The 12,834-nt window shown below is 72.1% G+C and carries 14 protein-coding genes and 1 riboswitch; of the genes, 3 read left to right on the top strand and 11 right to left on the bottom strand.

All coding sequences use genetic code 11. The features are described from left to right. Positions 1-50: 50 nt before the first annotated feature. The 7 genes from ABD308_RS14535 to sodN form a co-directional block, all read right to left on the bottom strand. Entirely contained in the window at positions 51-461 is a 411-nt protein-coding gene (locus ABD308_RS14535) for an ATP-binding protein (RefSeq protein WP_344333595.1), read from the bottom strand. Positions 462-739: 278 nt separating this feature from the next. Then, positions 740-1,216, bottom strand: a complete 477-nt coding sequence (locus ABD308_RS14530) for a GNAT family N-acetyltransferase (protein WP_344333592.1) — start codon at positions 1,214-1,216, stop codon at positions 740-742. Between the two features lie 10 nt (positions 1,217-1,226). Continuing rightward, positions 1,227-1,610: a nuclear transport factor 2 family protein gene (locus ABD308_RS14525; RefSeq protein ID WP_344333589.1), complete on the bottom strand. Its 384-nt coding sequence runs from the start codon at positions 1,608-1,610 to the stop codon at positions 1,227-1,229. Positions 1,611-1,710: 100 nt separating this feature from the next. Beyond that, complete coding sequence (locus ABD308_RS14520; protein WP_344333586.1) at positions 1,711-2,709, bottom strand: ABC transporter substrate-binding protein; 999 nt, start codon at positions 2,707-2,709, stop codon at positions 1,711-1,713. Positions 2,710-2,743: 34 nt separating this feature from the next. Continuing rightward, positions 2,744-3,535: an ABC transporter ATP-binding protein gene (locus tag ABD308_RS14515; RefSeq protein ID WP_425554765.1), complete on the bottom strand. Its 792-nt coding sequence runs from the start codon at positions 3,533-3,535 to the stop codon at positions 2,744-2,746. Then, complete coding sequence (locus tag ABD308_RS14510; protein WP_425554764.1) at positions 3,532-4,620, bottom strand: FecCD family ABC transporter permease; 1,089 nt, start codon at positions 4,618-4,620, stop codon at positions 3,532-3,534. Before ABD308_RS14510 ends, ABD308_RS14515 begins: the two co-directional genes overlap by 4 nt. A 104-nt stretch (positions 4,621-4,724) precedes the next feature. Continuing rightward, positions 4,725-4,852: riboswitch (cobalamin riboswitch) on the bottom strand. A gap of 217 nt (positions 4,853-5,069) precedes the next feature. Continuing rightward, positions 5,070-5,465: a superoxide dismutase, Ni gene (gene sodN / locus ABD308_RS14505; RefSeq protein WP_030309129.1), complete on the bottom strand. Its 396-nt coding sequence runs from the start codon at positions 5,463-5,465 to the stop codon at positions 5,070-5,072. 196 nt (positions 5,466-5,661) lie between these two features. Between sodN and sodX the strand changes: the two genes are divergently transcribed. Beyond that, on the top strand, positions 5,662-6,120 hold the full coding sequence (gene sodX / locus ABD308_RS14500; protein WP_344333583.1) for a nickel-type superoxide dismutase maturation protease: 459 nt from the start codon (positions 5,662-5,664) through the stop codon (positions 6,118-6,120). A gap of 4 nt (positions 6,121-6,124) precedes the next feature. On the opposite strand, the gene ABD308_RS14495 is transcribed toward sodX, so the two are convergent. The 4 genes from ABD308_RS14495 to ABD308_RS14480 form a co-directional block, all read right to left on the bottom strand. After that, on the bottom strand, positions 6,125-6,709 hold the full coding sequence (locus ABD308_RS14495) for a CGNR zinc finger domain-containing protein (RefSeq protein ID WP_344333581.1): 585 nt from the start codon (positions 6,707-6,709) through the stop codon (positions 6,125-6,127). A 140-nt stretch (positions 6,710-6,849) separates the two neighbouring features. Beyond that, entirely contained in the window at positions 6,850-7,650 is an 801-nt protein-coding gene (locus ABD308_RS14490; RefSeq protein ID WP_344333579.1) for an amino acid ABC transporter ATP-binding protein, read from the bottom strand. Beyond that, positions 7,647-8,597 (bottom strand): amino acid ABC transporter permease, encoded by a 951-nt coding sequence (locus tag ABD308_RS14485; RefSeq protein WP_344333576.1) that lies wholly within the window; start codon positions 8,595-8,597, stop codon positions 7,647-7,649. The genes ABD308_RS14490 and ABD308_RS14485 overlap by 4 nt, the downstream gene beginning before the upstream one ends. Positions 8,598-8,655: 58 nt before the next feature. Then, positions 8,656-9,591: an ABC transporter substrate-binding protein gene (locus tag ABD308_RS14480; protein WP_344333573.1), complete on the bottom strand. Its 936-nt coding sequence runs from the start codon at positions 9,589-9,591 to the stop codon at positions 8,656-8,658. A gap of 960 nt (positions 9,592-10,551) precedes the next feature. Between ABD308_RS14480 and ABD308_RS14475 the strand changes: the two genes are divergently transcribed. Then, entirely contained in the window at positions 10,552-11,748 is a 1,197-nt protein-coding gene (locus tag ABD308_RS14475) for an NAD(P)-dependent malic enzyme (RefSeq protein WP_344333571.1), read from the top strand. A 92-nt stretch (positions 11,749-11,840) separates the two neighbouring features. Further along, the gene (locus ABD308_RS14470; protein WP_344333569.1) at positions 11,841-12,794 is read left to right on the top strand and encodes a zinc-binding dehydrogenase; all 954 of its coding nucleotides are present in this window, start codon (positions 11,841-11,843) and stop codon (positions 12,792-12,794) included. The last annotated feature ends 40 nt before the right edge of the window (positions 12,795-12,834 follow it).

Here is a 12,834-nt window from a genome sequence, read left to right as displayed (position 1 = left end):
CGGACGGACGACCCTTGTTCGGTGCTGCTCGCCGCGCGGGCGCGGCGGTTCTAATGGGTGGCGGGGCCGCCGCGCTTCTTGTGCAGGCTGATCGACACGGTCTTGTCCTCGGCGACCGCCGACTCGACCTCGCCCGCGAGCGCGGAGAGCACCGTCCAGGCGAAGGTGTCCCGTTCGGGCGCCCGGCCGTCCGTGGTGGGCGCCGAGACGATCACCTTCAGGGAGTCGCCGACCAGCCGGAACTCGCAGGAGAGGACCGAGCCGGGAACGGCCTGCTGGAGGAGGATCGCGCAGGCCTCGTCGACCGCGATGCGCAGGTCCTCGATCTCGTCCAGCGTGAAGTCCAGCCGGGCCGCGAGGCCCGCCGTGGCCGTCCGCAGGACCGAGAGGTAGGCCCCGGCCGCGGGCAGCCGGACCTCCACGAAGTCCTGTACTCCGGGCTCGCCGTCGATCTGGGACACCCTCACCTCCTGGGTGACGCGCTGTGCTTCCGGGCCGGTGGCCGCGGCACTGTCTGTTGCTTGGCTCAACTGCTTCGCCCCAACTGTCCAGAGGGGTGGTGCGGTACGTACCGGTCATACCCTTCGGGGGCTGGCCGGACGCCGCCGTCCGCCCGAGACGTTACCGCGTTCCTGCCCCGGTGCGGGAGTCACTCATGGTAAGGCATCGCGACACAGGGTGGCAGTGGTCTGCACCCGGCCTCCGCGAGCCTCCGGCGTACGCCGTCGGCGCGCCGGTCTCAGCGGGCGCCGGCGGCGGCGAGCGCGTCCCCGGTGAGCCGGTAGACGCTCCAGCCGTCCATCGGCACGGCGCCGAGCGACTTGTAGAAGTTGATCGAAGGGGTGTTCCAGTCGAGCACCGACCACTCCATCCGGGAGTAGCCGCGCTCGACGGCGATCCGGGCCAGTTCCAGCAGCAGCGCCTTGCCGTGGCCGCCGCCGCGGGCCTGCGGGCGGACGTAGAGGTCCTCCAGGTAGATCCCGTGGGTGCCGCGCCAGGTCGAGAAGTTGAGGAACCAGAGCGCGAAGCCGACCGGCTCGCCGGTGCCGTCGTCCTCGGCCATCAGGCCGAACAGCGCCGGGTTGGCGCCGAACAGGGCGTCGTGCAGCTGCTCCTCGGTGGCGACCGCCTCGTGGACGGCCTTCTCGTACTCCGCGAGCTCGCGGATCATGGCGTGGATGACGGGGACGTCGGCGGGGGAGGCGGTGCGGATCATGGTCCCGAGCCTACTGGGCGGGCTCGTTCTCGTCCCAGGCCTGCACGGAGGTCTGGTCGACGATCCGCCCGTCGCGCAGCGCGGCGGTGGAGCTGACCAGCACCCGGACCCCGTCGGGGTAGCGGCAGGACTCCAGGAAGGCGAGGCGGTCGGCCTGGACCACCACCTGTTCCAGGGTGTGGGTCATCTCGCGGCCGTAGCGGTCGTCCAGCATCGCGCCGATCTCGTCCCTGCCGTGCATCACCAGCGGGTGGCTGGGCTGGGTCTTGCGGTCGACCACCCGGAGTTCGGCGTCGTCCGCGTAGAGCGCCAGCAGGGTCCGGGCGTCGGCGCGCTCGATGCCCTCGCGCAGGGCCCGGACGTCGAAGGCGGACGGTGCGGCCATGGTGGTCATCTCTCGCTCCTCCGGTCGGTTCCGTCGGCTCGTACTCTTGAGCGTACGCCCGTCGGAACCGGCCGGAGGGCGGCCGGACGGCGGTGGCGGCGGCCCCGGCTCAGCGGGCCGGGACGGTGCGCAGGTAGTCCGCCAGGGCGGTGATCGCGGCCGGGTTGCGCGGGCTCTCGACCAGGTCGGCGTAGTCGAGGACGAAGATCCGGTCGTTGCGCACCGCCGAGACGCCGGCCAGCGGCGGGAAGGACTTCAGGAACTTCCGCTTCGCCTCGGCGTCCGGGGTGCCGTAGTCGTTGATCACGATCACCTCGGGGTCGCGCTGGACCACGCTCTCCCAGCCCACGGTGGTCCAGGAGTCGGCGACGTCGCCCATCACGTTCCGCCCGCCGGCCTTGGCGATGATCTCCTCCGGGGCGGCGAACCGGCCCGAGGTGTACGGCTTGTCCTCACCGCTGTCGTACAGGAAGACGCCGGGCCGGTGCGCGGGCTCCGGCACGGCGGCGATCCGCGCCTTGAAGTCGGCGATCAGCCGGTCGGCCCGGTCCCGGACGTCGAAGATCTCGCCCAGGTTGGCCAGGTCGGTGTAGAGCGCGTCGAGCGGGGACATCACCCCGCGCTCCGGGCCCTTGCCGCTGCGGCAGGACTCGCTGAGCACGTAGGAGCCGATGCCCAGGCCGGACAGCGTCTGCGGGGTGAAGCCGGTGCCCTCGTCGAAGCCGTAGTGCCAGCCGGCGAAGACCAGGTCGGCCCTGGCGTCCAGCGCGATCTCCTTGGTGATCCGGTCCTTGGAGAGCCAGGTCGCGCGCTGGTAGGAGTCCTTCCAGGCGACCTGCTCCACCCGGCCCTTGTCGTCCGGCATCACGTAGCCGGCCATCCGGTCCTCCAGGCCGAGGGCGAACATCAGCTCGGTGATGCCGATGTCGTTGGTGACCGCGCGGGCCGGCTTCTCCTTGAAGGTGACCTCGGCGCCGCAGTTCTTCACGGTCACCGGATAGTGGGCGGAGGCGTCGGCGGCGCCGTCACCGCTCGGGGCGATCTCGGCGCCGCAGCCGGTGAGCGCGAGGGCGAGCAGGGCGGCGGCGGCAACGGCCTTGGTGCGCATGGGGGTCCTCGGGGAAGGGGCGGGGGCGGGTGGGTTAGGGCAGGCGGTCGAGGAGCAGCTGGACGGCCCCGGTGACCGGGTGCCGCACGGGCGTGGCGCGGACCTTGAACACCTCGGCCAGCAGGTCCGGTTCGAGCACCTCGGCGGGCGGCCCGGAGGCGACGATCCGGCCGTCCTCGATGACGTACAGCAGGTCGCAGTGCCCGGCGGCCAGGTTGAGGTCGTGCAGCGCGGTGAGCACCGTGGGACCGGCCTCCCGGACCAGCGCCAGAACCTCCAGCTGGTGCGCGATGTCCAGGTGGTTGGTGGGCTCGTCGAGGACCAGCACCTTGGGCTCCTGGACCAGCGCGCGGGCGATCAGCACCCGCTGCTTCTCGCCGCCGGACAGGCTCAGGAAGCCCCGGGCGGCCAGGTGCGCCGCGCCGACCCGGCGCAGCGCCTCGGCGCAGCGGTCCCCGTCCCCGGCGGACGGCCCGGCCAGGGCGCCGCGCCGGTGCGGCAGCCGGCCCATGCCGACCACCTCGGCCACGGTGAAGTCGAACTCGGCGGAGTGCTCCTGCGGCAGCGCCGCCACCCGCCGGGCGGCCTCGCGCGGGGCGAGCGCGTGCAGTTCGTCGCCGCCCAGCAGGACGGCGCCGGAGGCGGGCCGCAGCGCCCGGTAGACGCAGCGCAGCAGGGTGGACTTGCCGCTGCCGTTCGGGCCGATCAGGCCGACCACCTGGCCGGCGCGGGCGGTCAGCGTGATGTCGTCGACCAGCCGGACGCCGGCCAGGTCGACCGAGACCCCGTCGACGGCGAGGTCCAGGGCTGCGGGGGAGTCGCTCACCGGCCGCCTCCGAAGGTGTAGCCGCGACGGCGCATCAGCAGCAGGAAGCAGGGCACCCCGACGGCCGCGGTGACCACGCCGACCGGCAGTTCGGCGGGCGCCAGCAGGGTGCGGGAGACGATGTCCACCCAGACCAGCAGCAGCGCCCCGGCGAGCGGCGCGACCAGCAGCACCCGGCGGTGGCCGGCGCCGACCAGCATCCGCACCAGGTGCGGGACCATCAGCCCGACGAAGCCGATCGCCCCGCTGACCGCGACCACGGTGCCGGTGACGGCCGCGGTGACCACGAACAGCTCGCGGCGCAGCCGGTCCGGGTCGACGCCGAGCGAGGCGGCCGTCTCGTCGCCCATGGCCAGCGCGTCCAGCCGTCCGGCGGCGCAGGCCAGGTACGCCAGGCCGGCCAGCACGGTGGCGGCGGCGATCGGCACCGAGCCCCAGGTGGCGCCGCCGAGGCTGCCGAGCAGCCACATCATGGCGGAGCGGGCGGCCTCGCCGCGGGCGGCGGCGAAGACCATCAGCGCCGTCAGCGCGGAGAAGCCGTACGACATCGCGGTGCCGGTGAGCACCAGCCGCAGCGGGGTGAGCCCGTGGGCGGTCCTGGCGGTCAGGTAGACCAGCACCATGGCGAGCAGGGCGGCGGCGAAGGCGGAGGCGGAGAGCGCCCAGACGCCGAGCGAGGCGAAGGCGCCGAGCATCAGCACGGCGTTGGCGCCGACCGCGGCGCCGGAGGAGATGCCGAGCACGAACGGGTCGGCGAGCGCGTTGCGGACCATCGCCTGGACGGCGACCCCGGTGGCGGCGAGTCCGGCGCCGACCACGGCGGACAGGACGGCGCGCGGCAGCCGGATCTCCCAGACGATCGCGTAGGCGGCGGCCTCGTCGGCCTCCAGCCGACCGCCCGTCAGTCCGGCGCGCAGCAGCCGCAGCACCTGGCCCCAGCCGAGCCCGGAGGAGCCCACCGCGACGGCGCAGACCAGGGAGACCAGCAGCGCCGCGGCGAGGGCGACGGCCAGCGGTACGGCGGGTGTGCGGCGCGGGCCCGGTGGGGCTGCGGCGGTGGCCGGTGCGGTCGCGGTGCTGGTCACGGGTGCGCGCCTTGCCTCGGGCCGCGAACGGCGCGGGGCGGCGCGCCCGGGCGCGGGTGTGCCGGGGCGCCATCCCTTCGCAGTCCACGGCGAGTTGTCGGGAGGTCGGCGTCCTCGGGCGATCGGGCTCACGGGCGCGGGGCACCGTTTACCGTTGCGGGTCAGCGCCGGATTCGCACCGGCTTCCCCCTCTGGACGCCCTGGCAGCATAACAAGCGCGAAGGCCGGGCAGCCCTTACCGCTCCGCCCTGAGCCGAAGGGGCGCGCCGGTGCCGAAAGGGAGGAGCGACTAGCGACCGACGGAGGAGGGAGTGCCGGAGCGACGAGTGTCGGCGCCGGGTCAGAGCGCCCCGGAGGCGAGCGGGCGAAAACGCTGTGGCCGGGAACACACGAGCGCCCCCGGTCCGGCGTCGCGGACGGAGGGCGCTCGAAGGAGGAGTGAGCGGGGATCAGCCCTGCTTGGTCTCCCAGAAGATCTTGTCGACCTCGGCGATGAGGTCGAGCAGCGCCTGGCCGGTGGCCGGGTCGGTGGACGCCTTGGCGGCCGAGGCGGCCTTCAGGGTGTCGTTGACGAGCTGGTGCAGCTGCGGGTACTTCTCGAAGTGCGGGGCCTTGAAGTAGTCGCTCCACAGCACCGAGATGTGGTGCTTGACGGCCTCGGCGCGCTGCTCCTTGATGATGACGGCGCGAGCGCGGAAGTGCGCGTCCTCGTTGGCCTGGTACTTCTCCTGGGTGGCCTTGACGGACTCGGCCTCGATGCGGGCCTGGGCGGGGTCGTACACGCCGCAGGGCAGGTCACAGTGGGCGTGGGCGGTGGCGCGGGGTGCAAACAGGCGAGAGAACATGGAAGTCCTTCCTTAGATCGTCTTCCCGCGCCCGAGATTACCCTTCGGGCCCTGTGGTTTCTCGATCGGGCGGCGGGCCTAGGGCAAAAGGCGGAGCCGGAACCGGGCGAATCCGGACATCGGTCGGGGCGCGGCCGTGCGGCAGACTGGTGTGCGACCGCGGGACGCGGCGGGACGCGGGCCGGGAGGAGGAGTCGTGGCACGGAGCGCGGAACCGGAGGAGGGGCCCCCGGCGGGCGGCGCGCCGTTCGGGCTGATCGACGTGGCGGGGGACTCGATGGTGCCGACCCTGCGCGACGGCGACCAGCTGCTGGTGCGGTACGGCGCGCGGATCCGGCCCGGCGCGGTGGTGGTCTTCCGCCACCCGTTCCAGCAGAACCTGCTGGTGGTCAAGCGTGCCGACGGCCGGCGGCCGAAGGGCTGGTGGCTGCTCTCCGACAACCGGCCGGTGGACAGCGACAGCCGCAGTTACGGCGCGGTGCCGGACGAGCTGGTGCTCGGCCGGGTGCTGCTGCGGCTGCGCCCGCGTCCGGCCTGGCTGGCGCCGGGCCGCCGGCTGGAGCGGCTGCTGCTCTCCGGCCCGCTGGCCCGGGTGCCCGGGCTGGCCCGCCGGCTCGGCGTCTGGGTCCGGCCGGAGGAGCTGCAGAACTCCTAGGGGATCAGTTCTCCGAGGCCGCCGCCGCGGCCTCCAGGCGCTTGCGGGCCCGGTAGGCGGCGACGTTGGCGCGGGTCGCGCAGCGGTCCGAGCAGTACCGGCGGGACCGGTTGGTGGAGGTGTCCAGGTAGGCGTTGCGGCAGGGCGCGGCCTGGCAGATGCCGAGCCGGTCGGCGCCCAGCTCGGTCAGGTGGACGGCCAGGCCCATGCAGGCGACGGCGCTGAAGTGCGCGGTGGCGGTGGGGGAGTTGTCGGCGAGGTGCAGGTGCCAGCGGGGCCGGCCGGCCTCGTCCAGGTAGTCGTGGCCGGAGACCAGCGGGCTGACCGGGAACTCCATCAGCAGGCTGTTCAGCAGGTCGACGCTGCGGACCTCCTCGCCCTCGGCGGCGGCCTCGAAGACCCCGCGCAGCCGGGTGCGGACGGCCCGCAGCCGGGGCAGGTCGGACTCGTCGGCGAGGTCCCGGGCCCGGGCGGCGTCCGAGAAGAGGCCGCGCACCGCGTCCACCGAGGTCAGCGAGTCGGTGCCGCGCTCGGGCTCCTCGGTGTTCACCAGCCGGACGGCCAGATCGGCGTACGAGGCGAGCTCCACGGTGGTCCTTCCAGATCGGTAACGGGCTGATTGCCTCCAGCCTATTACCCGCGGGGCGGAAGCGGGAAAGCGGCGGGTACGGGCAGGACCGGCCTGCCGGGCGCCGCGCAGCGGAGCGGAGCGTTCAGAGCACCCCGGACTCAGAGCACCTTGGAGAGGAAGGCGCGGGTCCGCTCGTGCTGGGGGTTGGTGAGGACGTCGCGGGGGTTGCCGGACTCGACGACCACGCCGCCGTCCATGAACACCAGCGCGTCGCCGACCTCGCGGGCGAAGCCCATCTCGTGGGTCACCACGATCATGGTCATCCCCTCCTCGGCCAGCCCGCGCATGACGTCCAGGACGTCGCCGACCAGCTCGGGGTCGAGCGCCGAGGTCGGCTCGTCGAACAGCATCAGCTTGGGCTTCATGGCGAGCGCCCGGGCGATGGCCACCCGCTGCTGCTGGCCGCCGGAGAGCTGGGAGGGGTAGTTCCTGGCCTTGTCGGCCAGGCCGACCCGCTCCAGCAGGGCCATGGCGCGCTCCTTCGCCGCGGCCTTGGACTCGCCCTTGACCTGGACCGGCGCCTCCATCACGTTCTCCACCGCGGTCATGTGCGGGAAGAGGTTGAAACGCTGGAACACCATGCCGATGTCCCGCCGCTTCATCGCGACCTCGCGGTCCTTGAGCTCGTAGAGCTTGTCGCCGCGCTGCTGGTAGCCGACCAGGTCGCCGTCGACCCAGAGCCGGCCGCCGTTGATCTTCTCCAGGTGGTTGATGCAGCGCAGGAAGGTCGACTTGCCGGAGCCGGACGGGCCGACGAGGCAGAAGACCTCGCTCTGCTTGACCTCCAGGTCGATGCCCTTGAGCACCTCGACCGGGCCGTACGACTTGTGGACGGCCTCGGCCTTCACCATGGGGCCGCCGTCGCGGGCGTCGGCGGGGGTCTTGGTCAGATCGCTCATACGTGGCCACCTCCCTCAAGTCCGGGGACCACGTCGTTCTTGGCCTTCGGGGTGGGCCTGCCGCCGAACAGCAGCCGGAGCCGCTGGATCGGAGTGGGCGGCAGCGTCCGGTTCGCACCACGAGCGTAGTGCCGCTCGATGTAGTACTGCCCCACCGTGAGGATCGAGGTCATGATCAGGTAGTAGATGCTGACCGCGACGAGGACCGGGATGGTCTGGAAGGTCCGCGAGTAGATGTCGTGGCCGGCGGTGAACAGCTCGGACAGCGAGATCACCTGGACCAGCGAGGTGGTCTTCAGCATCGAGATGGTCTCGTTGCCCGTGGGCGGGATGATGACCCGCATCGCCTGCGGGAGCACGATCCGGCGCAGCGTGGCCGCCCGGCTCATGCCCAGGGCGTGCGCGGCCTCGGTCTGGCCCTCGTCGACGGACTGGATGCCGCCGCGGACGATCTCCGCCATGTACGCCGCCTCGTTGAGGCCGAGGCCGAGCAGGGCGGCGGTGAAGGTGGGGATCAGGACGTTGGTCGACTCGGACCAGAACTCGGGGCCGAAGGGGATGCCGATCGACAGCTTCGGCCAGAGGGCGCCCAGGAAGTTCCAGAACACCAGCTGTACCAGGACGGGGGTGCCGCGGAAGACCCAGATGTAGAACCAGGCCGTCCCCGACAGCAGCGGGTTCGGCGAGAGCCGCATGATCGCGAGGAGCACGCCGCCGCTCACGCCCATCAGCATGGACAGGACGGTCAGCTCCAGCGTCGTGACGATGCCGCGGAGGATCTGCTCGTTCTGCAGCGTGTCCTTGACGACGTCCCACTGGAACGCGGGGTTGAAGATCAGGGCGTGGAGCAGCATCGCCGCGAGAACGACGATGACGGCGGCTCCGGCCCAGCGTCCGGGGTGGCGGACCGGGACGGCCTTGATGGTCTCAGGCCGTCGCGATTTCACCGTCCCCTGCTCGGAAGAATTCACCTTGGGGCCTCAGGGGGTGTGGTGGTGCGAGGGGTCAGCTCTTGGCGGCGTTGATCTCGGACTTCTCGATCGCGCCGGCCTCGACGCCCCACTTCGCCAGGATCTGCTTGTAGGTGCCGTCGGCGATCAGCGACTGGACGGCGCCCTGGACGGCCTGGGCCAGCGGCGAGCCCTTGTCGACGATGACGCCGTAGGGCGCGCTGTCGTAGGTGTCGCCGAGCTTCTCCAGCTGGCCGTTGGTCTGCTTGACCGCGTAGTCGACGACCGGGGAGTCGGCCATCATCACCTGGTCGCGGCCGGAGACCAGCGCGGTGGTCACGTCGGTCTGCAGGGTGAACTTGTCGCCGTCGTTCGGGATGGCCGGCTTGCCCGCCTTGGCGCACTCCGGGTTGCGGACGTCGGTGATCTCCTGGGCCTGGGTGGTGCCGGTCTGGACGGCGACCTTCTTGCCGCAGAGGTCCTTGGGGTCGATCTTGTCCGGGTTGCCCTTCTTCACCGCGACGGCGCTGCCGGCGCTGAAGTAGGTGACCATGTCGACGGTCTGCTCGCGCTCCTTGGTGTCGGTGAAGGAGCTCATGCCGAGCTGGTACTTCTTCGCGGTGATGCCCGGGATGATCGAGGTGAAGTCGGCGTTCTGCACGTCGGCGGTCAGGCCGAGCTTCTTGGCGATCGCCCCGGCGAGGTCGACGTCGAGGCCGACGATGTTGCCCTTGTCGTCCTTGAACTCGTTGGGCGCGTAGGAGGCGTCGGCGGCGACGATGAGCTTGCCCGAGCTCTTGACGTCGGCCGGGACCAGCGGGGCGAGCGCCGGGTCCGCGGTCACGGCCGCGACGCTGGCGCTCGGATTGGCGCCGGCGGTACCGCCGTTGGAGGAGGAATCGCTGCTGCCGCAGGCGGTCAGCACGAGCGACGCGGACGCGAGCACCGCCGCGGTGGCGAGGAGGCGGGTGCGCTGGGTACGGGCGGTCATGGGGGATCTCCTCCTGAGGGAGAGGTCGGGCGGAGCGCACCGCGGGGAGGCGGCGCACCTTGGCAGCAAAGGCCGTACGGCGCTGTACGGGTGGGGCTCGGGGGTGAACTGCGCGCAAGGGTGGTACGGGTACTGCTCTCCGCCACCGTCCGCCGAGGTGGGCGTTACCGAACCGCCTCGACCAGTGGCCGGCTCGATCCGAGATGGGGGGAATCCTGCCATCTGATGACGGTCGGGTGGCCTTCATTCAGATCAAAATCGGATAACGAGGGGCCGCGCTGTCCGCTATTCGGACGAATATCGTGTCCCTGTCACCCTCCGTATAAGTATGCAGACGATTCCCGCCTCCCGTCCGGATTGCTCGGCGACCCCGCCCGGCGGCGTCGGGGAGGTGTACGCGAGATGGCGGAAGTGCGGAACCTGTCGTCCTGGCCTGACCGGGCCGTTCCGGGTGTGTCAGAATTCGTTACCGGGTGATCCCCGGCACTCGAACCAGACCGCCGGGCCGCTACAGGCTCGGGGTGCGCAGGAACGGAAGTCCGGTACGACGACTCCGTATCCGAGGCACCGGCCTCCCCTCCGCGTCTGCGTTCATCCCTGCGGGTGCGCGTGCTCGTTCACCGTGTCGGCGGCCGGGGTCCGGTCTCTCGCGGCGCCTGGTGTCCCCAGGTGGCTGTGAGGCGTATGACAACCATGTGACTTGGACGAAAAGGCATGGGTGCGATGCCCTCGTCCGACCTACGCTCGGCCCGGAAGCACAGCGCAGACGCAACGCAGACAAATCCATAAACCCTCATCCGAGGCGCTCGTCCGACGGCGGCGCCCCGACCCAGTCCCCGGGGACGCTTCGGCGTTCCCGGGTTCCGGTTACCGGCCACCGGTCGCCGGATGCCGGAACCGGCCGGGTCGTCCGCTCCGTCGGCCGGGTGTCCTCGCTCGATCAATGACGAAGAGGTCATCGTGGCAGCGGAGATCATCCACAGCACTACCCAGGACACCGACGATCCGGTCGACGCGGTGTTCGCGCTCCACCGCGGCGGCAAGATGGAGGTCCGGGCGACCGTCCCGGTGCGCGACGCGGACGACCTGTCCCTCGCCTACACCCCCGGTGTCGCCCGCGTCTGCACGGCCATCGCCGAGCAGCCCGAGCTGGTGAACGACTACACCTGGAAGGCCAACACGGTGGCCGTGGTCACCGACGGCACCGCCGTGCTGGGCCTCGGTGACATCGGCCCGGAGGCCTCGCTGCCCGTCATGGAGGGCAAGGCGATCCTGTTCAAGCAGTTCGGCGGCGTGGACGCGGTGCCGATCGCGCTGGCCTGCACCGAGGTGGACGAGATCGTCGAGACCGTGGTCCGGCTGGCCCCGTCCTTCGGCGGCGTCAACCTGGAGGACATCTCCGCCCCGCGCTGCTTCGAGATCGAGCGCCGGCTCCAGGAGGCCCTGGACATCCCGGTCTTCCACGACGACCAGCACGGCACCGCCATCGTCACCACCGCCGCGCTGTGGAACGCGGCCAAGGTGACCGGCCGGGAGATCGGCTCGCTGCGGGCCGTCATCTCCGGCGCCGGCGCGGCCGGCATCGCCATCGCCAAGATGCTGCTGGCCGCCGGCATCGGCGACGTGGCCGTCTGCGACCGCAAGGGCGTGGTGCAGGCGGGCCGCGGCGACCTCACCGACGTCAAGGCGGAGATCGCCGGGCTGACCAACCGCACCGGCCTCAAGGGCACCCTGGCCGACGCGATGGCCGGCGCCGACGTCTTCATCGGCGTCTCCGGCGGCACCGTGCCGGAGGAGGTCGTCGCGACCATGGCCGAGGGCGCGTTCGTCTTCGCGATGGCCAACCCCACCCCGGAGATCCACCCCGAGGTCGCGCACAAGTACGCGGCCGTGGTGGCCACCGGGCGCAGCGACTTCCCGAACCAGATCAACAACGTGCTGGCCTTCCCGGGCATCTTCGCGGGCGCGCTGCAGGTCCGGGCCACCCGGATCACCGAGGGCATGAAGCTGGCCGCCGCCAAGGCGCTGGCCGGCGTGGTGGCCGACGAGCTGACGCCGCAGCGGGTCATCCCCTCGCCGTTCGACGAGCGGGTCGCGCCGGCCGTCACCAAGGCCGTCGCCGAGGCCGCCCGCGCCGAGGGCGTTGCGCGCCGGTAGCCGGTTCCCGTCGTGATCCTCGGCCCCCCGGGACACGCGTCACAGTCACGCGTTGTTCCGGGGCCGGGGGCGTTCTGGCTATCGTCCGGGACATGTTTGCCGCCTACGCCGCACGAATCGATGCCGATGACCCGCTGAGCGGGCTGGAGTTGGGTGAACGCCCCGAACCGGAGGCCCGTCCGGGGTGGAGCGTGGTCACGGTCAGGGCCGCCAGCCTGAACCACCACGACCTCTGGTCGCTGCGCGGGGTCGGCCTGCCCGCCGGGAAGCTGCCGATGATCCTCGGCTGCGACGCCGCCGGCGTCGACGAGCACGGTCGCGAGGTGGTCCTGCACTCCGTGATCGGCCAGAGCGGGCACGGGGTCGGGCCGGACGAGCCGCGCTCGATCCTGACCGAGCGCTACCAGGGCACCTTCGCCCAGCGGGTGGCCGTCCCCACCTGGAACCTGCTGCCCAAGCCCGCCGGGCTCTCCTTCGAGGAGGCCGCCTGCCTGCCCACCGCGTGGCTGACGGCCTATCGCATGCTGTTCACCAACGCCGGGGTGAAGCCCGGTGACACCGTCCTGGTGCAGGGCGCCGGCGGCGGGGTGTCCACCGCGCTGGTGGTCCTCGGCAAGGCGGCGGGCCTGCGGGTCTGGGTCACCGGCCGGGACGAGGCCAAGCGCGCCCGGGCGGTGGGGCTGGGCGCCGACGCGGCCTTCCCGAGCGGGGCCCGGCTGCCCGAACGGGTGGACGCGGTGATGGAGACGGTCGGCGCGGCCACCTGGTCGCACTCGGTGAAGTCGCTGCGCCCCGGCGGCACGATCGTCATCTCCGGTGCCACCTCCGGCCCCAACCCGCCGGCCGCCGAGCTGAACCGGATCTTCTTCCTGGAGCTGAAGGTGGTCGGCTCGACCATGGGCACCAAGGAGGAGCTGGCCGGGCTGCTCTCGTTCTGCGCCACCACCGGCGTCCGGCCGGTGATCGACTCGGTGCTGCCGCTCGCCGGGGCGCCGGAGGCCTTCGCCCGGATGGCCAAGGGCGAGGTGTTCGCAAGCTCGTGCTGACCCCGTGAAACGGCGGTGCCCGGCACCCCCGCGCGGGGGT

The sequence above is a fragment of the Kitasatospora putterlickiae genome, from assembly GCF_039527695.1.
GTDB classification, from domain to species: domain Bacteria; phylum Actinomycetota; class Actinomycetes; order Streptomycetales; family Streptomycetaceae; genus Kitasatospora; species Kitasatospora putterlickiae.
This window is presented reverse-complemented; position numbering and strand designations above follow the sequence as displayed.